A 22477-nucleotide genomic window follows, 5' to 3' on the forward strand; every position below is an offset into this window, starting at 1 on the left:
GGCGGTCAAGTTTCACGATGAGGGAAAGCGGCATGCAGCCCGAACCGTCGCGGCGCGTTGTTGGCCTTCTCCGGGGACGACCGCTATACCGCGACGCTAGGGTGCGGATGGCTCATCCTCGCCCATAGCCTATGCTCAGGAAGACCCATGTCGAAACCGCGCCAGGACATCCGCCCCAATACGGCGGAGTATGAAACCCTCCCCCTGGTCAAGCCGACGGGCTTCCGCGAATACGACGCCCGCTGGATTCTCGAGAAGGAGATCAACCTCCTGGGCATCCAGGCCCTCGGCCTCGGCCTGGCCACCTATGTCCATGAAATCGGCCAGCGCCCCCGCATCGCCGTGGGTCACGACTTCCGCTCCTACTCCCTGTCGGTGAAGCAGGCCCTGATCCTCGGCCTGCTGGAAGGCGGCATGGAGGTGGTCGACATCGGCCTGGCCCTCTCGCCCATGGCCTATTACGCCCAGTTCGCCCTGGACTGCCCCTGCGTGGCCATGGTCACGGCCAGCCACAACGAGAACGGCTGGACCGGCGTCAAGATGGGCGCCCAGGCGCCCCTGACCTTCGGCCCTGACGAGATGACCCGGCTGAAGACCATCGTCCTGAACGGCGAGGGCGTCGCCCGCCCCGGCGGCCGCGTCGAGCGCGTCGAGGGCTTCCGCGAGCAATACATCCAGGACGTGGCCTCCAAGGTGAAGCTGACCCGCCCGCTCAAGGTCGTCGCCGCCTGCGGCAACGGCACCGCCGGCGCCTTCGCCCCCGAGGCCCTGCGCTTGATGGGCTGTGAAGTGATCGAGATGGACACCCACCTCGACTGGACCTTCCCCAAGTACAATCCGAACCCGGAAGATCACGCCATGCTGGTGCAGATGGCGGAAAAGGTGAAGGAGACGGGCGCCGACCTGGCCCTGGGCTTCGACGGCGACGGCGATCGCTGCGGCGTGGTGGACAATACCGGCGAGGAAATCTTCGCCGACAAGATCGGCCTGATGCTGGCCCGCGACCTGTCGGCCCTGCACCCGAACGCTGTCTTCGTCGTCGATGTGAAGTCCACCGGCCTGTACAAGACCGACGAGGTGCTCAAGGCCAACGGCGCCGAGACCGTCTACTGGAAGACCGGCCACTCCTACATCAAGCGCAAGACCGCAGAACTGGGCGCCCTGGCCGGGTTCGAGAAGTCGGGCCACTTCTTCCTGTCGGGCGATCTGGGCCACGGCTATGACGACGGCCTGGTCGCCGCCGGCGCCGTCCTGGCCATGCTGGACCGCAACCCCGGCAAGTCGCTCAGCGAACTGAAGACCGCCCTGCCGGACGCCTGGACCAGCCTGACCATGTCGCCGCACTGCGACGACGAACTGAAGTACGACGTCCTGGCGAAGATCGTGAAGGAATACGAGGATCTGGCCGCCGCCGGCGGCTCGATCCTGGGGCGCAGGATCGTCGAGGCCATCACGGTCAACGGCGTGCGCGTCCACCTTGAGGACGGCTCCTGGGTCCTGGTCCGCGCCTCGTCCAACAAGCCGGAACTGGTGGTGGTGGTCGAAAGCATGCGCTCGGCCGACGACATGCGCGACCTGTTCCGCAAAGAGGTCAAACCCCGTCTGGCCGCCCATCCCGAGATCGGCGCCTTCAATCAGGAAATCTGATCCGGATTGACGCGAGCCGCAGGCGCGCGCGAGGTGCAAGGATGAACGACGCTTCCCTGCCCGTGGTCATCGTCGGCGGCGGCTTTTCCGGCGCCATGCTGGCGGCCCGGCTGGCCGAACGCGGACAGGCCTCGGTCCTGATCGAACGCGGCGACGCCTTCGGCCTCGGCGTGGCCTATTCCACGACCAATGACGCCCATCGGCTGAACGTCCGCGCCGGACGGATGGGCGCCGTGGCCGACCGGCCCGGCGACTTCATCGACTGGCTGAGGGCGCATCATCCCGATCAGGCCGATCCCGACGGCTTCGCCCCGCGTCGCCTCTACGGCCTCTATGTCCGAGATCGACTGACCACGACCGAGGCGGCGCATCCCGGTCTGATCCGACGCCTGCCCGGCGCCGCCATCGCCGTCGAAGGGCGATCCGCCATCCTGTCCACGGGAGAGCGGGTCGAGGGGCGCGCCGTAGTCCTGGCCACCGGCAACCCGGCGCCGCGCACCACCCCGACCGGCGAAGACGGACGCATCATCGCCAACCCCTGGACGCCAGACGCCCTGACGCCCATCCGGCCCGACGACGACGTCCTGATCCTCGGCGCGGGCCTGACCATGGTCGACGTCCTGCTGACGCTTTCCAGCCAGGGCTGGCGCGGTCGGGCGACGGCGGTCTCGCGTCGCGGCCTCCTGCCCCGCGCCCACGGCCCGCATCACGACGCGCCGATCGACCTGCCGCCTGAGGCCCTGAGCGGGCCGCTTTCCGTCCGACTGGCGACAGCGCGGCGACTGGCTGCAACCCACGGCTGGCGACGGGTCATGGAGGGCTATCGCCCTATCACCCTGAAGCTGTGGCGCACAGCGAGCGAGGCCGAGCGGTCCCGCTTCCTGCGCCACCTGCGCCCCTGGTGGGACGTCCATCGCCACCGCATCGCCCCCGAGATCGCCGCCGAACTGGAGCGACTGCTCGCCCAGCGCCGCCTGACCGTCCGCACCGGCCGCATCCGCAGCGTCGAGGCCTCCGCCGAGGCCGCGACCCTGCACCTGACCACGCGTGACGCCCCCCAGACCCTGTCCGCCCCCTGGCTGATCGACTGCACCGGCCCCGGTCACGACGCCACGACCACGCCTCTGACCGCCGGCCTGATCGCCGAAGGGCGCGCCCGTCTGGCGGCCACGCGCCTGGGGCTCGACCTCGACGACGCCGGACGCGTGCTTCACGCCGATGGAAGGCCGGCCCCGGATCTCTATGTCCTCGGCCCGCCCGCCCGCGCCGCCTTCTGGGAAACCATCGCCGTGCCCGACATCCGCCAGCGCATCGAGGCCCTGAGCCTCGCCCTGACGGCCTGATCTGGCCGACCGCCAGCGGTCGAAACTTCCACTGGCCTGCGACTTCCTCTCAACGATCTGGCGGCTGGCGGGCCATTCCCGGGTCGGCTATCACCGGCTCAGGAGAGGAAACAAAAAAATGAACCGTCATCGCACCCGCGTCCTTGGGGACCGTACGCTTGCGCCTGAAACCCTGATGATGGGCTACGGCTATGATCCGGCCCTGTCGGAGGGGGCGATCAAGGCGCCCCTGTTCCAGTCATCCACCTTCGTCTTCAAGTCGGCCGAGGACGGCAAGCGCTTCTTCGAGGTGGCCTATGGCCTGCGCCAGCGCGACCCGGACGAGGCGCTCGGCCTGATCTATTCGCGCATCAACAACCCCAATCTCGAGATCCTCGAGGACCGCCTCGCCGTCTGGGACAAGGCCGACAAGGCCCTGGTCTTCTCGACCGGCATGGCCGCCATCTCGACCGCCATGCTGGCCATGGTGCGACCCGGCGACGTCATCCTCTATACGGCCCCGGCCTATGGCGGCACCGAATACCTGTTCGACCGCATCCTGCCCCGCTACGGCGTCAAGGCGATCAGCGTCCCCGCCGCCGAGGGCGCCGACGCCCTGGACGCCGCCATGATCGCCGCCGCCGCCGAGGCCAAGACGACCGGCGGGCGCCTGGCCGCCGTCTATCTGGAGACCCCCGCCAACCCGACCAACCAGCTGGTCGACATCGCCCGCGCCGTGGCCGGAGCGAAAGCCGTGGATCAGCTTGAGCGCCCGATCGTGGCGGTGGACAACACCTTCCTCGGCCCCCTGTGGCAGAGCCCGCTGGAGCTGGGGGCGGACCTGGTCCTCTACTCCCTGACCAAGTATGTCGGCGGTCACTCCGACCTGATCGCGGGCGGCTGCATGGGCGGGGCCGAGCTGATGGCGCGGGTGGGCGAGATGCGCACCATCTGCGGCACCAACACCGATCCGCACACGGCCTGGCTGCTGCTGCGCAGTCTGGAGACCCTGCACATCCGCATGGAGCGGGCCCAGGACAACGCCCTGGCCCTGGCCGAGCGCCTGCGCGCCGATCCGCGCGTCAGCGCCGTTCTGACCGCCGGCGGGCCGGACGCCTCGCCGGAACAACAGGCCATCTTCGCGGCCCAGTGCAAGGGTTCGGGCTCGACCTTCTCGCTGGAGCTTCCGGGCGGCGAGGCCGAGGCCTTCCGCATGCTGAACGCCCTGCGGCTGTTCAAGCTGGCGGTCAGCCTGGGCGGCGCCGAGAGCCTGGCCTCGCACCCGTCCAGCATGACCCACTCGGACTATACGCCGGAAGCCAAGCGGCGCAGCGGCATCGGCGACAACCTGGTGCGCCTGTCGGTCGGCATCGAGAACGTCGAGGATCTGTGGGCCGACCTGGATCAGGCCCTGTCCGCCATCTAGGGCCGAAAGCGGCGGGCGATCAGCCCGCCGCCTTCACCGCCGCCGAGACGTCGGCGACCACGCGTTTGACCAGGGCCTCGTCGTCGCCCTCGGCCATGACGCGGATCAGCTTTTCGGTGCCGGACGGACGCACCAGCAGACGGCCCGAGCCGTTCAGGGCGGCCTCCGCCTCGGCCATGGCGGCCTTCACCCTGGCGTCTTCCAGCGGCTTTCCGGCGGTGTAGCGCACGTTCTGCAGCAGTTGCGGCACCGGTTCGAACTGGCGCGCCAGTTCGCTCATCGGCACGTCCTGCTCGACCAGAACGGCCAGCACCTGCAGGGCCGCCATCAGGCCGTCTCCGGTCGTGGCGTGGTCCTTCAGGATGATGTGGCCCGACTGTTCGCCGCCGATGTTGAAGCCGCCCGCGCGCATCCGCTCCATGACGTAGCGGTCGCCGACCTTGGTGCGCTCCAGCGTCAGCCCCTCGGACTTCAGCTTCCGCTCCAGCCCCAGGTTGGACATGACGGTGGCGACCACCCCCTTGCCGTTCAGACGACCGCGTTTGGCCCAGTCCAGACCGATCAGGGCCATGATCTGGTCGCCGTCGACCACATGGCCCTTCTCGTCGCAGATGATGACCCGGTCGGCGTCGCCGTCCAGGGCGATGCCGATGTCGCAGCGGTAGCGTTTGACCGCCTCGGACACGGCCTCGGGATGGGTCGAACCGCAGTCCGCGTTGATGTTCAGGCCGTTCGGCTCGACGCCGACGGGGAAGACCTCGGCCCCCAGCTCATAGAGGGTGGTCGGCGCCACGCGGTAGCCCGCGCCGTTGGCGCAGTCGATGGCGATCCGCAGCCCCTTGAGGCTGAGCCGCTTGGGGAAGGCCGACTTGGCGATCTCGATATAGCGCGGCGGGGCGTCGTCGATGCGCTTGACCCGGCCCAGCTTGTTGGCGGGGGCCAGATCCTGATCCAGGCCCTCGTCCATCATGGCCTCGATCTTCAGCTCGATCTCGTCCGACAGCTTGTAGCCGTCCGGCCCGAACAGCTTGATGCCGTTGTCCGCATAGTCGTTGTGCGAGGCCGAGATCATGATGCCCAGATCGGCGCGCATCGAGCGCGTCATCATGGCCACGCCCGGCGTCGGCAGGGGGCCGAAGGTGCGCACGTCCATGCCCACGCTGGCCAGACCGGCCACGAGCGCCGGCTCGATCATGTAGCCGGACAGACGCGTGTCCTTGCCGATCACCACCAGATGGCGGCGATCGTCATCGGTGCGGAACAGCTTGCCCGCCGCCAGACCCACGCGCAGGGCGACCTCGGCCGTCATCGGGTGGGTGTTGGCCCGGCCGCGAATGCCGTCGGTGCCGAAGTATTTTCTCTCGCCCAAGGGCGTCGTCCTTCGCTGGCGGCCCGTCGGGTTTGCAAAGAAACCTTCCGAAACCCATTTTTTGATGTCGCCGGTCGAAGCTTCCCCTAGACGAAACTCAAAGGGCGGGACGGGCGGAACCCTCTCGCTTACCTCTTACGGCGGCCTCGCGCAAAGCGCGACCGCCCGGCCCCTTCACCGGAGCAGATCCTATGTGCGGCATCATCGGCATCACGGGCGCAGGCGCCGTCGTTCCCCGCCTGATCGACAGCCTGAAGCGGCTGGAATACCGCGGCTATGATTCCGCGGGCATCGCCGCCGTCGTTGACGGCCGCATCGAACGCCGCCGCGCCAAGGGCAAGATCCGCGAACTGGAGGCCGTCCTGGCCGCCGATCCCCTGGCCGGGACCATCGGCATCGGCCACACCCGCTGGGCCACCCACGGCGCCCCGACCACGACCAACGCCCACCCGCACAAGGCCGGCCGCGTCTGCCTGGTCCACAACGGCATCATCGAGAACTTCGCCGAGCTCAAGGCCGAGCTGGAGGCCGAGGGCCGCGTCTTCGAGAGCCAGACCGACACCGAGGTCGTGGCCCACCTGCTGGATCACAAGCTGGCGGCGGGCCTGGCCCCGCTGGACGCCTTCAAGGCGACGCTTGACCGCCTGACCGGCGCCTACGCCCTCGCCGTCCTGATCGAGGGCGAGGACGACCTGATTCTGGGCGCCCGTCGCGGCAGCCCCCTGGTCGTCGGCTGGGGCGAGGGCGAGATGTATCTGGGCTCGGACGCCCTGGCCGTCGGCCCCTTCACCCAGAAGATCAGCTATCTGGAAGAAGGCGACTATGTCGCCATGACCCGCAGCGGCGCGCGCATGTTCGACGCCTCGGGCCATCCGGCCGACCGCGCCGTCGTCCAGGTCTCGGCCTCCTCGGCCATGGTCGAGAAGGGCGCCTATCGCCACTTCATGGAGAAGGAAGTCCACGAGCAGCCCGACAGCGTCCAGCACACCCTGTCGGAATACCTCGACCTGGTGACCGGCGCGGCCAAGACGCAAGCCGTCGATTTCGCCGCCATCGACCGCATCCAGATCATCGCCTGCGGCACCGCCTTCTACGCCGGTCAGATCGGCAAGTACGCCTTCGAGAAGTATGCGGGCCTGCCCTGCGACGTCGAGATCGCCTCGGAGTTCCGCTACCGCTCGCCGGCCCTGACGCCCGGCACGGTGGCGGTGGCCGTCAGCCAGTCGGGCGAGACCGCCGACACCCTGGCCAGCCTGACCTGGTGCAAGACGCAGGGGCTCAAGACCGCCGCCGTCGTCAACGTCCACACCTCCTCCATGGCGCGCGAGGCCGACATCCTGTGGCCGACCCACGCCGGGCCGGAAATCGGCGTCGCCTCGACCAAGGCCTTCACCGCCCAGGTCTCGGCCCTGCTGGCCCTGGCCGTCGCCGCCGGCGTCGCGCGCGGCCGCATCGACGCCACGCAGGAAGCCGAACTGGTCAAGGCCCTGTTCGAGGCCCCGCGCCTGATCGCCGAGGCCCTGCAGATGGACGGCCAGATCCGCGCGGTCTCCCTGGACCTGGCCAAGGCGACCGACGTCCTCTTCCTGGGCCGGGGCGCCATGTTCCCCTTGGCCATGGAGGGCGCGCTGAAGCTGAAGGAGATCAGCTACATCCACGCCGAGGGCTACGCCGCCGGCGAGCTGAAGCACGGCCCCATCGCCCTGGTGGACGAAAAGACCCCGATCATCGCCCTGGCTCCGCTGGACGAGGTCTACGAAAAGACCGCCTCCAACCTGCAGGAAGTCGCCGCGCGCGGCGGCCCCGTGGTCATGATCGCCCCGGCGGCCGCGCCCGCCCCGCACGGCGCCGGCATCCGCCGCGTCGACGCCCCCGACTGCCACCCGCTGATCGCGCCCCTGGTCTATGCCGTGCCGGTGCAGCTGCTGGCCTATTACACCGCGGTCCAGAAGGGCACGGACGTCGACCAGCCCCGCAACCTGGCCAAGTCGGTGACGGTGGAGTGACCTTCTTTCCCCCCCATTTCATGGGGAGGGGGACCACGAAGTGGTGGAGGGGGCGACGCCGCCGTTAATCGTCGAGCCGCCCCCTCCGTCACGCCGCCTTCGGCGCCGCGCCACCTCCCCATCGCTTCGCGACAGGGAGGAAAATTGAAACCTGCCAGCCCGACCCTCGTTTGGAACGGCTGCGGTTTGCGCCTATGACAGGCGCCCAACGGCTGTTTCAGGACGACTGATGACGACTTCCCCCGCGCGCCTTCGCAAGGCGGTTCTTCCCGTGGCCGGCCTGGGCACCCGTGTCCTGCCTGGCACCAAGACCACGCCCAAGGAGCTGCTGAACGTCGTCGACCGGCCGATCCTGTCCTACATCGTCGAAGAAGCGCGCGAGGCGGGGATCGAGCATATCGTCTTCGTCACCGGCCGCGCCAAACAGGCCATCGAGGACTATTTCGACCACCAGATCGAGCTGGAGGCCCAGCTGGCGGCCAAGGGCAAGACCGAGATCCTGGCGGCCATGAACGCCGAACTGGCCACCGCCGGCGAGATGAGCTTCACCCGCCAGATGCAGCCCAAGGGCCTGGGTCACGCCGTCTGGTGCGCCCGCGACATCATCGGCCACGAGCCCTTCGCCGTCATCCTGCCCGACGTCATCGTCGATTCGCAGCCGGGCGCCCTGAAGCAGCTGGCGGACCTTTACGCCGAGGTCGGCGGGAACGTCATCGGCGTAGAGGCCGTGCCCGAGTCCGAGACCCACAAGTACGGCATCATCGATCCGTCCTCCCATGACGGCCGCCGCTTCGCCATGAAGGGCATGGTCGAGAAGCCGAAGCAGGGCACGGCCCCGTCCAACATGTCGATCTCGGGCCGCTACATCCTGCAGCCGGAAATCTTCGACCTGCTGGCGACCCAGGAAAGCGGCGCCGGCGGCGAGATCCAGCTGACCGACGCCATGGATCGTCTGATGAAGTCCCAGACCTTCACCGCCTATGAGTATGAAGGCGTGACCCACGACTGCGGCGACAAGATCGGCCTGCTGCGCGCCAACATGGCTCTGGCCCTGAAGCGGCCCGACCTGAAGGACGCCGCCCGCTCGGCGCTCGAAAGCCTGCTGTGATCCGACCCGCGACGCCTGCCGACGCCCCGGCCCTGACAAGGGTCTGGCGGCGCGCGGTCGAGGCGACGCACCATTTCCTGACACCCGACGCGGTGGACGCCATCGAGACCGATGTCGCCGCCTGGCTGAACAGCGGCGCCCCGAACCTCTGGGCCTGGGACCAGGACGGAAGGCTGGTCGCCTTCCTCGGCCTGTCCGGCGACGAGCTGGCGGCCCTCTTCGTGGACCCTCGCCTGCACCGCTCCGGCGTCGGGCGGCGGCTGGTCGATCACGCCCTGTCGCTGGGCGCCCGTCGCCTCAGCGTCAACGAGGACAACCCCGGCGCCCGCGCCTTCTACGAACGCCAGGGCTTCCGGGCCGTGGGCCGGGCCGAGACCGACGACGCGGGTCGGCCCTATCCGCTGATCCTCATGGCCCTGGGCTGAACCGCCGGCGACCGGCCCGTCGCATCGATAGTCTGGCTGATCCGGAATAGGGCTTTTCTTTCAAGGGGCCCGGATCGGCTCGAGGCTGTTTGGCGCCCCTCTCCTCAGCCTGCCCTATACTGGCTGCATCGCCGACGGCCGGATCGCGATTTCAGACGATTCAGACGAATTGGACTCTGTTTTTTCCGCCCGCCGTCGGTCCGCGCCCAAGCGCCGCGCTTTCACCCCCGCGCGGGTTCGGCTAGGCATTACAGGACGTTGATACGAGGGTTCGACTGATGCGCGTGATGATCCTGGGCGGCGACGGCTTCTGCGGCTGGCCCACGGCCCTGCACCTGTCGGCGCGCGGCTGGGAGGTGTTGATCGTCGACAACCTCAGCCGCCGCAACATCGACAATGAGCTGGAGGTCCAGTCCCTGACCCCCATCCGCACCATGGGCGAACGGCTCAAGGCGTGGAACGAGGTCAGCGGCCGCACCATCGACTTCGTCAATCTGACGGTCGGCAAGGAGTTCGACCGCCTGGTCGCCCTGATCAGGGACTGGGCGCCCGACAGCGTCGTCCACTTCGCCGAACAGCGGGCCGCCCCCTATTCGATGAAGTCGGCCCGACACAAACTCTACACCGTCGACAACAATCTGAACGCCACCAACCACCTGCTGGCCGCCATCGTGGAAAGCGGGCGGGACGTGCACCTGGCCCATCTGGGGACCATGGGGGTCTATGGCTACACCACGGCGGGTCTGCGCATTCCCGAGGGCTATCTGAAGGTCACGGTCGACACCGACCACGGCCCGACCGAACAGGAGATCCTGTTCCCGCCCAATCCGGGCAGCATCTATCATATGACCAAGACCCAGGACGCCCTGCTGTTCCAGTTCTACGCCAAGAACGACGGCCTGCGGATCACCGACCTGCACCAGGGCATCGTCTGGGGCGCCCAGACCGAGGAGACGAAGCAGGACGAGCGCCTGATCAACCGCTTCGACTATGACGGCGACTACGGCACGGTGCTGAACCGCTTCCTGATGCAGGGCGCGCTCGGCTATCCGCTGACGGTCCACGGCTCGGGCGGCCAGACCCGCGCCTTCATCCACATCCAGGACACGGTGCGCTGCGTCGAGCTGGCGCTGAAGAACCCGCCGAAATCGGGCGACCGGGTCAAGATCCTCAATCAGATGACCGAGAGCCGCCGCGTCCGCGACCTGGCCCAGATGGTCGCCGACATGACCGGGGCCGAGGTCCACAACGTGCCCAACCCGCGTCAAGAGGCGGACGAGAACGAACTGGTCGTCGCCAACGACCAGTTCCGAGACCTGGGCCTGAAGCCCATCACCCTGGCCGAGGGCCTGATGGCCGACGTCACCCACATCGCCCGCCGCTACGCCGACCGCGCCGACCGCGCCAAGATTCCCTGCGTCTCCAGCTGGAACGGCAAGCGCGCCCAGGCGCTGCACTCTCGGGAGGCGGATACAGCCCCCGCCGTCGCCAAGACCGCCTGATCGCATCGCCTGACCGGACCGCCATGACCCAGCCTGCCCCCGCCGTCCCTTCGCTTCTGGTCTTCGGCGGCGGCTATCTGGGGCTTGAGGCGGCGCGCGAGGCGATCCGCAGGGGTGGTCGCGCCCTGGCCACCTCGCGCGATCCGGGGCGGCGCGCCGAGCTGACGTCGGCGGGCGTCGTCGCGGTCGATCCCGGCGACGCCGCGGCCCTCCAGGCCGCCGTCGCCGAGGCTTCGGCCATCCTCATCACCGCCGCGCCCGACGGCGCCGGCTGCCCCGGACTGAAGGCCCTGGTTCCGGCCATCGCCGCCTCGGGCGCCTATCCCGACTGGATCGGCTATGTCTCCTCGACCGCCGTCTATGGCGACCGGGCCGGCGGCTGGGCCTTCGAGGACGACGAACTGAACGCCGCCAGTCTCGAGGGGGCGCGCCGCGTCCGGGCCGAGCAGGACTGGCTGGACGCCGGCCGCGGCATGGGGCTGACGGTGCAGATCTTCCGCCTGCCCGCCATCTACGGGCCGGGCCGCTCGCCGCTGGACCGCCTGCGCGACGGGACCGCCCGGCTGGTGAAGAAACCCGGTCAGGTCTTCAACCGCATCCATGTCGAGGACGCCGTGGCCGGCTTCTTCGCCTCCATGGCCCGCCCGCATCCGGGTCGCGCCTACACCCTGGCCGACGACGAGCCGGCGGCGGCGGATGTGGTGATCAGGGGGGCGGCGGCGCGCCTCGGCCTGCCCCTGCCGCCCGAGGTGTCGCTGGACGACCCGTCGGTGTCGGACGCCATGCGGCGCTTCTACAACGACTCAAAGCGACTCTCGAACGCCCGCGCCAAGGCCGAACTGGGCTGGCGGCCCCGCTATCCGAGCTGGCGCGAGGGGCTGGAGGCCCTGATCGTCTAGGCCTGAACCTTGGACAGGATCAGGGTGCCGTTGGTGCCGCCGAAGCCGAAGCTGTTGGACATGACGTGCTTCAGTTCGCCGTCGTGGCGCTGGCGCAGGATCGGCATGCCCTCGAACTCGGGGTCGAGGTTCTCAATGTGGGCGCTTTCGGCGGCGAAGCCGTGCTTCATCATCAGCAGGCAGTAGATGGCTTCCTGAGCCCCCGCCGCGCCGAGCGAGTGGCCCGTCAGCGACTTGGTCGAGGAGATCATCGGCAGGTCGTCGCCGAAGACATTGCGCACCGCGCCCATTTCCTTGGCGTCGCCGACCGGGGTCGAGGTGCCGTGCGGATTCAGGTAGTCGATGCGCGGATCGCCCGCCATCTTCAGGGCCAGCTTCATGCAGCGCTCGGCGCCCTCGCCCGAGGGGGCCACCATGTCGTAACCGTCCGAGTTGGCGGCGTAGCCGGTGACCTCGGCGTAGATGGTCGCGCCGCGCGCCACGGCGCGTTCGTATTCTTCCAGCACCACGATGCCGGCGCCGCCGGCGATGACGAAGCCGTCGCGGTCCTTGTCATAGGCGCGCGAGGCGACCGAGGGCGTCTCGTTGAAGTTGGAGGACATGGCGCCCATGGCGTCGAACATGTTCGACATGGACCAGTCGATGTCCTCGCAACCGCCGGCGAAGACCACGTCCTGCTTGCCCCAGGCGATCTGCTCGGCGGCCGCGCCGATGCAGTGGGCCGAGGTCGCGCAGGCCGAGCTGATCGAATAGTTGATGCCCTTGAGCTCGAACCAGGTGGCCAGCACCGCCGAGGGGCCGGACGCCATGGCCTTGGGCACGGCGAAGGGACCGACCCGCTTGGGCGAGCCTTTTTCGACGGTGGTCTGGGCCGCCTGCAGGATGACCTGGGTCGAGGGGCCGCCCTCGCCGACGATCAGGCCGATGCGCTCGTCCTTGATTTCGTCGGCGCTCAGGCCGCTGTCCTTCAGGGCCTCTTCAAAGGCGATGTGGGCCCAGGCCGTGCCGTTGGCCAGGAAGCGGGCGGCGCGACGGTCCACCAGGGGCGCCCAGTCTTCGGCGGTGACACCGAGCGCCGGCGGGGCCCAGACCTGGGAGCGGAAGCCGTATTTGGCGTGATCGGCGGCGTGCTGGACGCCCGACCTAGCTTCGCGCAGGGAGGCCGCGACCTCGTCCTGGCCAGTGCCGATGGAGGAGACGATGCCCAATCCGGTGACGACGACACGCCGCATGGTGTTTCCTAACATTCAGTCTTCAGGCGCCGCGTTGGCCGCGGTCTGCGTTAAATGGGGTCAGGCGTCCGTGGACGCCACCGTGGCCGCACCGCCGAACAGGCCGACGCGCATGTCAGCGCAGGTGTAGATAACCTCGCCGTCGGCCTCGAGCACGCCGTCGGCGATGCCCATGACCAGCTTGCGGTTGATGACGCGCTTCAGGTGGACCTTGTAGACCACCTTCTTGACGTCCGGCGTCACCTGGCCGGTGAACTTGACCTCGCCGACGCCCAGGGCCCGGCCCTTGCCGGGGCCGCCGATCCAGCCGAGGTAGAAGCCGACCAGCTGCCACATGGCGTCCAGGCCCAGGCAGCCCGGCATGACCGGATCGCCGATGAAGTGGCACTGGAAGAACCAGAGGTCCGGGTTGATGTCGAGTTCCGCCTCGACATAGCCCTTGCCGTAGTCGCCGCCGTCGGCGGTGATGGTCTTGATGCGATCGAACATCAGCATGGGCGGGGCCGGCAGCTGGGCGTTGCCCGGACCGAACAGCTCGCCACGGCCCGAGGCCAGCAGGCCTTCATGATCGAACGACGAGGGATATTGGGACTGGCTCAAGGCTGACGCTCCGGAAGTGTTGCGGGCGGGTTACACGACCCGGCGCGCCCGCTCAACTGTTGTGAAGTCTAGCTTCTGCCCGCGCCAGCCGGACGGGCGGCATTGCACAGGGCGCGTTCCTGGGTTCCGAACACCGCCCGTTCGGGCACCCATCCGCGAATCTTGCGCGCACGGACCCGGCACCAGCCCTCCTCGCACTCGTCCAGCGAGACGATGGAGCGCGGCGACAGCCGGGCGCGCACCGAGGAGGTCGCGGATCGGCCCGAATGGATCATGATCTCTTCGGCCGAGCGATTGAACACGCTGCGTCGGCCCGACGCCACGGTGCGGTGAATCCAGGCGACCGAACCGTCCGGATCGCAGATCTTGCGCCACTCCCTGGTCTCGGCGATCACCTGTACGGGCAGGCCCGCGGCGCGGTATTCCCACATGATGCGATAGTCGAGGCCCGGCCCCTGACGGGCGCGCACCTGAGAGGATTTCAGCGTGACCCAGCGCGGCACTTCCAGTCCGGTCGGGGTCGGCCGCCCGTCAGGCATGCGGGCGCTGGCGCCCGCGAAGACGCCGGATCCGAGAACGGCGACGATGACGGCGATACGCCGGAAACTTTTGAACCTGACCACAGCTTTGCTAGACACCGGATCGACACGTCCCGCACAGGCGCTTCCGCCCGTCGAAACCCAGGCTCCCTATGTCCGCTCGCAAGCTTAAGGTCGTATTAACCAGACGCCTGCCCGACACGGTGGAGACGCGCCTGCGCGAACTGTTCGACGCCGAGCTGAACCTGACCGACCGGCCCATGTCGCGCGACGACCTGGCCGCCGCCCTGCAGCGCGCCGAGGTCCTGGTCCCGACCATCACCGACCATCTGGACGCCGACCTGATCGCAGGGGCGGGCGAGCAGCTGAAGATGATCGCCAACTTCGGCGCGGGCGTGGATCACATCGACATCGACGCCGCCGTGGGCCGCGGGATCATCGTCACCAACACGCCGGGCGTCCTGACCGAGGACACCGCCGACCTGACCATGAGCCTGATCATGGCTGTCAGCCGCCGTATCGTCGAAGGCGCCAATGTCGTGGCGGCGGGCCAGTATCAGGGCTGGAGCCCGACCTGGATGTGCGGCCGCAAGCTGTGGGGCAAGCGCCTGGGCATCGTCGGCATGGGCCGCATCGGTCAGGCCCTGGCCCGCCGGGCCCGGGCCTTCGGCATGCAGGTCCACTATCACAACCGCAAACCCGTCTCCGACATGATCGCCGAAGAGCTGGGCGCGACCTGGTGGGATGATCTGGATCAGATGCTGGCGCGGATGGACGTCATCTCGCTGAACTGCCCGGCGACGAAGGACACCCGCCACATCCTGTCGGCCGAACGCATCGCCCGCCTGCAGCCGCACGCCATCCTGGTCAACACCGCGCGCGGCGAACTGATCGACGAGGCGGCCCTGGTGGAGGCCCTGGACCGCCGCGCCCTGTTCGGCGTCGGTCTGGACGTGTTCGAGCACGAGCCGGCTGTGCATCCGGGTCTGATGGGGCGCGCGAACGTGGTCCTGCTGCCCCACCTCGGCTCGGCCACCATAGAGGCGCGTCAGGACATGGGCGACCGCGTCATCGCCAACATCATGACCTACCAGAACGGCCACCGCCCGCCCGACCGGGTCATCCCGGCCATGCTCTAGGCGAGAGCTGATCCGCAGACCGGGCAGGCGGGGTCGGCGGCGATCTTCACGACCCGGCTGCTTCCGGCCAGGCCGTCATAGAGCATCAGGCGGCCGGTCAGGGGCTGGCCCGACCCGGTGATCAGTTTGATGGCCTCCAGCGCCGCCATGGCGCCGATAACCCCGGCGAGGGCGCCGACCACGCCGACGCGGGCGCAGGTCTCGGCGTCCGGCGGACTTTCCGGCACCAGGCACTGATAACAGGGGCGCCCCGTGAAGACCCCGACCTGACCGTTCCAGCGGCCCAGGGCGCCGGACACCAGGGGCTTGCCTGTGGCCACGCAGGCGGCGTTGACCGCGAAACGGGTCCCGAAGTCGTCGGTGCCGTCCAGAACCACGTCGAAACGCTCGATGATGCTGCGGGCGTTGTCAGGCGTCAGCCGCTCGACAAGGGGCTCGACCGCGACATGTGGGTTGAGGGCGACCAGATGCGCCATCCCGGCTTCGACCTTGGGGCGTTCGGCGTCGGCCGTGGTGAAGATGATCTGCCGCTGCAGATTCGACAGGGCCACAGCGTCATGGTCGATCAGGCCCAGGGTCCCGACCCCGGCGGCGGCCAGATAGAGGGCGGCAGGCGCGCCGACCCCGCCCAGGCCGACGATCAGGACGCGGGCGCGCTTCAGGGCCTGCTGACCCGGACCGCCGATTTCGGACAGGACCAGCTGACGGGTGTAGCGGTCGACCTCCTCGTCGGAAAATCGGACCGGGGAAGGGGGAGGGGACTGGGGCACGCCCCTGTCTACCGCAGTCGAACGCCGACGTCGCGGACGATCAGGCCGGCAGGGGCAAGGCGCCCGCCGCGACGGCCAGAACCGCCTGCGCTCGGTCCGCGCCCAACTGATCCAGCGTCGCGCCGTTCAGGATCAGACGCGCTTCGGGCGTCATCTCGACCAGGGTCATGGGCCATTGGCGGAACAGGCGTTCCGGCACATCCTGATCCGAAATCAGACGGATGTTCCGGTGCCGACTGTCAGCGCGCAACCGATCCATCAACCGATCCACATCCGCGCGACGCCCCTCGATGGCCTGCATGAACCGCCCGCCGTGACGCATCAGAACCCCGGTCAATCCGTCGCGGCGGTTGTTTCGGTCCGAGGCGCCGAGGATTTCGGCCAGGACCAGAAGGCTGGTCGCCGCGCCGCCGACGGCGTCGCTGACATAGATGGCGCGGTGCAGAGGCAAGACGGTACTCGAACTGAACGCGAAGGCGACGCGACTGGGCGGGTTCCGTGTCACGGACGGGGACGACAGGCAAGCGGCGCCGCACGCATCCTGCGACGCGAGCACGTCTTGCGAGAGCTTCCGTTCCTCGCCATCTGAGCGACCATGACCCAGACCTCAAGCTTCCCCGACTGGCACGGCACCACCATCCTGGCGGTGCGCAAGAACGGCCGCACCGTCATCGCCGGCGACGGCCAGGTCTCGATGGGGCCGACCATCGTCAAGGGCGCGGCGCGCAAGGTGCGCACCCTGGCGGGCGGCAAGGTTCTGGCGGGCTTTGCCGGGGCCACGGCCGACGCCCTGACCCTGATCGAGCGGCTGGAGGCCAAGCTGGAGCAGTATCCCGACCAACTGGCCCGCGCCTGCGTCGAGCTGGCCAAGGACTGGCGCACCGACCGCTACCTGCGCCGGCTGGAGGCCATGCTGCTGGTGGCCGACAAGGACACCATTCTGACCGTCACCGGCGTCGGCGACGTGCTGGAGCCGGAGTACGGCGTCGCCGCCGTCGGCTCGGGCGGCAACTACGCCCTGGCCGCCGCCCGCGCCCTGATCGACGAGAATTCTGAGCTGGACGCCGAACAGATCGCTCGCAAGGCCATGAAGATCGCCGCCGACATCTGCGTCTACACCAACGGCAACCTGACCATTGAGAGTTTGTAGAGGCCTGCTTGAGCGCACCTTGCTCGGCATTGGGCGTTTGGTCGTCTGAGCGTCGGCTTTCGGCGAATTAAGGCGACAGACGGGAGTTTCGGGCGATCAATGCGCGGCGGAGGATCGCCGCCATGCCGCTTCACGCCCTGATGTTCGCCGCCGCCCTGATGTCCGCTGAAGCAGCGTCCTGTCCCGCCGCCTCTCCCGCCCCTGTGATCGCCGCCGAGCGGGCCTTCGCCGCCGACGCGCCCGGTCTGGGCATCGGCGGCAGCTTCAACAAATGGGCCCTCCCCGACGCCGTGGTCATCGCCCAGGGCCGAGCCCAGACGGTGCGCGAGGTCTATCCGCCCGAGGCGGCGCGCCCGGCCGACGAACCGAAACTGGAATGGTGGCCCAACTGGGCCGGGATCGCCCGCTCCGGCGACCTGGGCTTCACCACCGGCGGGGTGTCGGTGAACGGCGCGCGCGCAGGACACTATTTCACCATCTGGGCCTGCCAGCCCGACGGCCGTTGGCGCTGGGTCTATGACGGCGGGTCGGGGGCGACGGCGGCCGAGGTCCCCGGTCCGGACAGCGAACCCGACCTGATGGCGACCGGCGACGGCGTCACCACCTCTCCCGCGGCGGCCATGGTCGAGGTGCGGGCCGCCGAGGCGAGGATGGCCGAGGCGGCGCGCACGGATCAGAAGGCGGCCCACCTGGCGGTCCTGGCCGAGGACGGCCGCCTCTATGTCGCGCCGCGTCCGCCCGCGATTAGCCGAACGACCATGGCGGCGGCGCTCGACGCCTGGCCCGCGACCTTCGACTTCGGTCCCACCGAGGGCGGCGGAGCCTCCCGCGCGGGCGATCTGGCCTGGACCTGGGGCCCGGCGCGCTGGAGCCGGGACGGCGCCGAGCGGCGCGGCCACTATGTGCGGCTATGGCGCAAGGAGACGGATGGATGGGCCCTGATGTTCGCCCAGTTGATCGCGGCGCCGCCGGTTTCCGCCGCCCCTGTCGTCGCACCCCCTCCCGCCGGCGGCTGAGACCCCCTATCTGGCGATCATGACCGACCTATCCCCCCGCGAAATCGTCTCCGAACTGGATCGCTTCATCGTCGGCCAGGACGACGCCAAGCGCGCCGTGGCCGTGGCCCTGAGGAACCGCTGGCGCCGCAAGCGCGTGCCCGAGGACCTGCGCGACGAGGTCACGCCCAAGAACATCCTGATGATCGGCCCGACAGGCGTGGGCAAGACCGAGATCGCCCGGCGCCTGGCCAAGCTGGCCGGCTCGCCCTTCCTCAAGGTCGAGGCGACCAAGTTCACCGAGGTCGGCTATGTCGGCCGCGACGTCGATCAGATCATGCGCGACCTGGTCGAGAGCGCCCTGGTCATGGTGCGCGACAAGCGCCGCGCCGGGGTCAAGGCCCGCGCCGAGGGCCAGGCCGAGGAACGCATCCTGGACGCCCTGGTGGGGCCGGGTTCGCAGCCCGCCACCCGTGACGCCTTCCGCAAGAAGCTGCGCGCCGGGGAACTGGACGACAAGGAGATCGAGATCGCCCTGGCCGATACGGCCTCGCCCCTGCAGGGGCTGGACATGCCGGGCGGCGGCAACGTCGGCCTGCTGAACCTGTCCGAGATGCTGGGCAAGATGGGCGGCGGCCGCACCAAGACGGTCAAGCTGACGGTTCGCGACGCCCTGGCGCCCCTGGTCACCGAGGAAAGCGACAAGCTGCTGGATCAGGAAAGCCTGACCAAGGAAGCCCTGCTGCTGGCCGAGAACGAGGGCATCGTCTTCCTCGACGAGATCGACAAGGTGGCGGCGCGTCAGGGCGCGTCCGGGGCCGATGTTTCACGTGAAGGCGTGCAGCGCGACCTGCTGCCCCTGATCGAGGGCACGACCGTCTCGACCAAGTACGGGCCGGTGAAGACCGACCACGTCCTGTTCATCGCCTCGGGCGCCTTCCATGTGGCCAAGCCCTCGGACCTGCTGCCCGAACTGCAGGGCCGCCTGCCGATCCGGGTCGAGCTGAAGGCCCTGACCCGCGACGACTTCAAGCGCATCCTGACCGAGCCCGAGGCCAATCTGATCCGTCAGAACCAGGCCCTGCTGGCGACCGAAGGGGTCGATCTGGTCTTCACCGATGACGCGGTCGAGGCCATGGCCGACGCCGCCGTGGCCGCCAACTCCACCGTCGAGAACATCGGCGCGCGCCGGCTGCAGACCGTGCTGGAGCGGGTGCTGGAAGAGACCAGCTTCAAGGCCTCGGACCTGTCGGGCCAGACCCTGACCTTCGACGGCGACAAGGTGCGCGAAAAGGTCGGCGACCTGGCGAAGAACGTGGACCTGAGCCGGTTCATCCTGTGATCGGCTGAAGCCTTTCCTCCCCACGATGTGGGGAGGGGGACCACGAAGTGGTGGAGGGGTAAGGGCAGCAGAACCAAGCCGCCCCTCCGTCTCGTCGGCTGCGCCGTTGATCCACCTCCCCATTGCATGGGGAGGAAATCAGCCTCGCATCGCCTCAACCGCAGCGACCAACCGCTCCAGCTCCGCTGGGCTGGACAGCCGGTGATCGCCGCCCTCGATCAGGTCCAGGCGCAGGTCGCCGCCCGTCAGGCGCTCGGCCAGTTCGACCTGATGGCGCCACGGCACCACGTCGTCGGCGCGGCCCTGCAGCACGTGAACCGGGGCGCGGATGTCGATGACGCCGTCCAGCAGCAGCCAGTCGCGCGCCTCCTCGAACATGCGTCGGGTCAGGACGTAAGACCCCAACCCCTCCTCGGTGATGACGGCCTCGCCCTCACGCAGAATGGCCTGGCGTTCGTGGTCGGCCAGACCGGGCCACATCAGTTTCTCGGTGAAGTCCTGCGCCGGATTGACCAGGACCAGGCCCTTGATCCGATCCGGCCGCGCCAGGGTCGCCAGCAGGGCGACCCAGCCGCCCATGGACGAGCCGACCGGGATCACCGGCCCCTGAAGGCTGTCGATCAGGGCGATCGCGTCCTCGCGCCAGCGGCCGATAGTGGCCTGCCTCCAGTCGCCGGACGACTGGCCGTGGGCGAAGTGGTCGTAGCGCACATAGCTCCAGCCGCGCTCCCGCGCCGCCGCTTCCAGGGCCAGGGCCTTGGTCCCCTCCATGTCCGAGCGGAAGCCGCCGATCCAGACGACCGTCGGGCCGTCGCCCTTGACCGTCTTGCAGGCCAGGGTCTCGCCGTCGGGACGGCTCAGGGTCTGGATGTCGGACATGGCTTCCTCTCTCGCGCAACGCTCCCTGGACTGGTAACGAAAAAACCTCAGGGAAGTGAAGGCTGATCCGCGTGTCCGACAACCAGCAAGCATCCGCGTCCGGCGCCCGGGTGCTGTTCGTCAGCCCCAACCGTATCGGCGACAGCGTCATCGCCTCGGGCGTGGTGCGCGAGATCAACCGCCAGTGGCCCGGCGCCCGCATCACCGTCGCGGCCGGCGGCCCTCCCGCGCCCTTCTTCCGCGCCGCGCCCGGCGTCGAGCGGGTCATCGTCGTCAACAAGGGCAGATGGGCCTCGCACTGGTTCCGCCTGTGGACCGAGGTGGTGAGGCAACCGTGGGACGTGGTCATCGACACGCGCGGTTCGGCCCTGGGCTGGCTTGTCCGCGCCGGAACGCGGCGCATCTATAATCGCAGCTGGGAGACCGGCGTCCCCAAGGTCGAGGTGGTGTCCCGCCTGATGCAGGCTCGGCATTCGCTGGAGCCGGAGCACTACATCGACGACCGCGCCCGCGCCGAAGCCGCCGCCGTCATCGACCCGCAACTGGCCCTGGGCGCCGGACCCGGCCCCATCATCGCCCTGGCCCCCATCGCCCACCAGAAGGGCAAGAGCTGGCCCGCAGACCGCTGGGGCGCCCTGGTCGAGAAACTGAAGGCCGAGCCCCGTTTCGACGACTGGCGCTTCATGCTGGTCGGCGGCCCCGGCGACCAGCCGCCCGCGGCCCCGGCCCTGTCCGCCGCCGGCGACCGGGGCATCGATTTTGTCGGCAAGGGCGACATCCTGGCCTCGGCCGCCGCCATCAGCCGATCGGCCCTGTTCGTCGGCAATGATTCCGGCCTGATGCATGTGGCCGCCGCTGCGGGAACCCCGACCCTGGGCCTGTTCGGGCCGACGGAATGGTGGCTGTACGGACCGCGCGGCCCGAAAACCCGCACCGTCGCCTCCAACAACACGCGCGGCCAGTTCGCCCCCATCGAGGACCTGACGGTCGAGGCGGTCTTCGCGGCGACGCTGGACCTTTACGACGCCTATGTCGCTCAGCCGTCGGACGCCTCGGCATGAGCGGATCAGCGCCGCAGGTCCTGTTCGTCACCTCCGACCGGATCGGCGACTGCGTCATGTCCTCCGGCGCCATCCGCGAAATCGGACGCCAGGTTCCAGGGGCCGAAATCACCGTGGCCTGCGGCCCGACGGCGGCGGCCCTGTTCCGCGCCGCGCCCGGCGTGGTCCAGGTCATCCCCTGGCGCAAGCAGAAGGCGGCCGGTCACTGGCGCGCCCTGTGGCGGGCCACGGTCGGCACGCGCTGGGCCATGGTGGTCGATGTGCGCGGCTCGGGCCTGGCCTATCTGCTGCGCGCGGGCCAGCGCCGTATCTACAACCGCTCATGGGAGACCGGCCTGGCCAAGGTCGAGACCTTCTCGCGCATGATGAAGGCCGGAGCGGTCATGGACCCCGAGATATTCCTCGACGATCAGGCCCGTTCCCAGGCGGCGGCGATCATCGGCGAGAATCCGGCGCCCGTTCTGGCCCTGGCGCCGATTTCGACGGCGGCGGACCGCAGCTGGCCCGCCGACCGCTGGGCCGCCCTGGTCGAACGACTGAAGGCCGAGCCCCGTTTCGACGGCTGGCGCTTCATGCTGGTCGGCGGCCCGGGCGATCACCCGGCGGCGGCCCCCGCCCTGACGGCGGCGGGCGATCGCGGAATCGACTGCGTGGGTCGCGGCGACATCCTGGCCTCGGCTGCGGCCATCGCTCGCGCGCGCCTGTTTGTCGGCAATGATTCCGGCCTGATGCACGTGGCCGCTGCGACCGGAACGCCGACGCTCGGCCTCTTCGGCCCCAGCGAGTGGTGGCACAAGGCGCCCTGGGGTCCCAAGGGCCAGGTTCTGGCCTCCAGCCCGACACGTGGCGAGTTCAGGCCGATTACGGATTTGACCGTCGACCAGACGGTCGAGGCGGTCCTGGCGCTGCACGACGCCTTCATCGACGGCGCAAACCCCGACCAGCCTTGAATTACAGGGCTTCTATCGTCATATTCCCGCCGCCGGGAACGCGCCGCTCTGTCGCGCGCTGATCCTTGCGAGATTTATCGCCTGTCTTCTGATCACATAAGGAAACGACGCCCATT

The 22477-nt window shown here is 69.1% G+C and carries 21 protein-coding genes; 14 read left to right on the forward strand and 7 right to left on the reverse strand.

The features are described 5' to 3' along the window. Window positions 1–147: 147 nt before the first annotated feature. The 3 genes from ACZ5XO_RS14850 (at window position 148) to ACZ5XO_RS14860 (ending at window position 4395) form a co-directional block, all read left to right on the forward strand. Window positions 148–1647: a phosphomannomutase/phosphoglucomutase gene (locus ACZ5XO_RS14850; RefSeq protein WP_464163163.1), complete on the forward strand. Its 1500-nt coding sequence runs from the start codon at window positions 148–150 to the stop codon at window positions 1645–1647. A 41-nt stretch (window positions 1648–1688) separates the two neighbouring features. After that, on the forward strand, window positions 1689–2990 hold the full coding sequence (locus tag ACZ5XO_RS14855) for an FAD/NAD(P)-binding protein (RefSeq protein ID WP_464163164.1): 1302 nt from the start codon (window positions 1689–1691) through the stop codon (window positions 2988–2990). Between the two features lie 118 nt (window positions 2991–3108). Next, window positions 3109–4395, forward strand: coding sequence for a cystathionine gamma-synthase family protein (locus ACZ5XO_RS14860; RefSeq protein WP_464163165.1), 1287 nt, complete (start codon window positions 3109–3111; stop codon window positions 4393–4395). 19 nt (window positions 4396–4414) lie between these two features. Here ACZ5XO_RS14860 and glmM read toward each other — a convergent pair whose 3' ends face one another. Then, entirely contained in the window at window positions 4415–5764 is a 1350-nt protein-coding gene (gene glmM / locus ACZ5XO_RS14865) for a phosphoglucosamine mutase (protein WP_464163166.1), read from the reverse strand. Window positions 5765–5955: 191 nt separating this feature from the next. Here glmM and glmS point away from each other — a divergent pair, with 191 nt between their 5' ends. The 5 genes from glmS to ACZ5XO_RS14890 all read left to right on the forward strand — a co-directional run bounded on the left by glmS (window position 5956) and on the right by ACZ5XO_RS14890 (window position 11704). After that, the gene (gene glmS, locus ACZ5XO_RS14870; RefSeq protein WP_464163167.1) at window positions 5956–7770 is read left to right on the forward strand and encodes a glutamine--fructose-6-phosphate transaminase (isomerizing); all 1815 of its coding nucleotides are present in this window, start codon (window positions 5956–5958) and stop codon (window positions 7768–7770) included. Between the two features lie 229 nt (window positions 7771–7999). Continuing rightward, on the forward strand, window positions 8000–8878 hold the full coding sequence (gene galU, locus ACZ5XO_RS14875; protein ID WP_464163168.1) for a UTP--glucose-1-phosphate uridylyltransferase GalU: 879 nt from the start codon (window positions 8000–8002) through the stop codon (window positions 8876–8878). Continuing rightward, window positions 8875–9303, forward strand: coding sequence for a GNAT family N-acetyltransferase (locus tag ACZ5XO_RS14880; RefSeq protein ID WP_464163169.1), 429 nt, complete (start codon window positions 8875–8877; stop codon window positions 9301–9303). Before galU ends, ACZ5XO_RS14880 begins: the two co-directional genes overlap by 4 nt. A 278-nt stretch (window positions 9304–9581) precedes the next feature. After that, entirely contained in the window at window positions 9582–10805 is a 1224-nt protein-coding gene (locus ACZ5XO_RS14885) for an NAD-dependent epimerase/dehydratase family protein (RefSeq protein WP_464163170.1), read from the forward strand. Window positions 10806–10828: 23 nt separating this feature from the next. Then, a complete protein-coding gene (locus tag ACZ5XO_RS14890; protein ID WP_464163171.1) occupies window positions 10829–11704 on the forward strand; it encodes a Rossmann-fold NAD(P)-binding domain-containing protein in 876 nt (291 codons plus the stop codon). On the opposite strand, the gene fabB is transcribed toward ACZ5XO_RS14890, so the two are convergent. The 3 genes from fabB to ACZ5XO_RS14905 form a co-directional block, all read right to left on the reverse strand. Next, on the reverse strand, window positions 11701–12936 hold the full coding sequence (gene fabB / locus ACZ5XO_RS14895) for a beta-ketoacyl-ACP synthase I (RefSeq protein WP_464163172.1): 1236 nt from the start codon (window positions 12934–12936) through the stop codon (window positions 11701–11703). The genes ACZ5XO_RS14890 and fabB overlap by 4 nt on opposite strands. Before the next feature lie 60 nt (window positions 12937–12996). Further along, on the reverse strand, window positions 12997–13536 hold the full coding sequence (fabA, locus tag ACZ5XO_RS14900; RefSeq protein WP_207824497.1) for a 3-hydroxyacyl-[acyl-carrier-protein] dehydratase FabA: 540 nt from the start codon (window positions 13534–13536) through the stop codon (window positions 12997–12999). A 68-nt stretch (window positions 13537–13604) separates the two neighbouring features. Then, the gene (locus ACZ5XO_RS14905; protein WP_464163173.1) at window positions 13605–14174 is read right to left on the reverse strand and encodes an SH3 domain-containing protein; all 570 of its coding nucleotides are present in this window, start codon (window positions 14172–14174) and stop codon (window positions 13605–13607) included. A 53-nt stretch (window positions 14175–14227) separates the two neighbouring features. Here ACZ5XO_RS14905 and ACZ5XO_RS14910 point away from each other — a divergent pair, with 53 nt between their 5' ends. Next, the gene (locus tag ACZ5XO_RS14910) at window positions 14228–15214 is read left to right on the forward strand and encodes a 2-hydroxyacid dehydrogenase (protein WP_464163174.1); all 987 of its coding nucleotides are present in this window, start codon (window positions 14228–14230) and stop codon (window positions 15212–15214) included. Here the strand turns inward: ACZ5XO_RS14910 and ACZ5XO_RS14915 are convergent. Further along, window positions 15211–15984 carry a HesA/MoeB/ThiF family protein gene (locus tag ACZ5XO_RS14915; protein WP_464163175.1) on the reverse strand — a complete coding sequence of 258 codons (774 nt, stop codon included), beginning with the start codon at window positions 15982–15984 and terminating at the stop codon, window positions 15211–15213. The genes ACZ5XO_RS14910 and ACZ5XO_RS14915 overlap by 4 nt on opposite strands. Before the next feature lie 40 nt (window positions 15985–16024). Then, window positions 16025–16435 carry a BLUF domain-containing protein gene (locus tag ACZ5XO_RS14920; RefSeq protein ID WP_464163176.1) on the reverse strand — a complete coding sequence of 137 codons (411 nt, stop codon included), beginning with the start codon at window positions 16433–16435 and terminating at the stop codon, window positions 16025–16027. A gap of 144 nt (window positions 16436–16579) precedes the next feature. On the opposite strand from ACZ5XO_RS14920, the gene hslV reads away from it, so the two are divergent. The 3 genes from hslV to hslU all read left to right on the forward strand — a co-directional run bounded on the left by hslV (window position 16580) and on the right by hslU (window position 19471). Continuing rightward, window positions 16580–17134, forward strand: coding sequence for an ATP-dependent protease subunit HslV (gene hslV / locus ACZ5XO_RS14925; protein ID WP_105562781.1), 555 nt, complete (start codon window positions 16580–16582; stop codon window positions 17132–17134). A gap of 122 nt (window positions 17135–17256) precedes the next feature. Next, on the forward strand, window positions 17257–18150 hold the full coding sequence (locus tag ACZ5XO_RS14930) for a DUF4440 domain-containing protein (protein WP_464163177.1): 894 nt from the start codon (window positions 17257–17259) through the stop codon (window positions 18148–18150). 19 nt (window positions 18151–18169) lie between these two features. Continuing rightward, a complete protein-coding gene (gene hslU / locus ACZ5XO_RS14935; protein ID WP_464163178.1) occupies window positions 18170–19471 on the forward strand; it encodes an ATP-dependent protease ATPase subunit HslU in 1302 nt (433 codons plus the stop codon). Between the two features lie 138 nt (window positions 19472–19609). On the opposite strand, the gene ACZ5XO_RS14940 is transcribed toward hslU, so the two are convergent. Further along, window positions 19610–20350 carry an alpha/beta fold hydrolase gene (locus ACZ5XO_RS14940; RefSeq protein ID WP_464163179.1) on the reverse strand — a complete coding sequence of 247 codons (741 nt, stop codon included), beginning with the start codon at window positions 20348–20350 and terminating at the stop codon, window positions 19610–19612. Between the two features lie 71 nt (window positions 20351–20421). Between ACZ5XO_RS14940 and ACZ5XO_RS14945 the strand changes: the two genes are divergently transcribed. Together ACZ5XO_RS14945 and ACZ5XO_RS14950 are read left to right on the forward strand one after the other, a co-directional pair. Then, window positions 20422–21411 carry a glycosyltransferase family 9 protein gene (locus tag ACZ5XO_RS14945; protein WP_464163180.1) on the forward strand — a complete coding sequence of 330 codons (990 nt, stop codon included), beginning with the start codon at window positions 20422–20424 and terminating at the stop codon, window positions 21409–21411. Continuing rightward, a complete protein-coding gene (locus ACZ5XO_RS14950) occupies window positions 21408–22361 on the forward strand; it encodes a glycosyltransferase family 9 protein (protein ID WP_464163181.1) in 954 nt (317 codons plus the stop codon). The genes ACZ5XO_RS14945 and ACZ5XO_RS14950 overlap by 4 nt, the downstream gene beginning before the upstream one ends. The last annotated feature ends 116 nt before the right edge of the window (window positions 22362–22477 follow it).

Source organism: Brevundimonas sp. T2-11 (genome assembly GCF_055397675.1).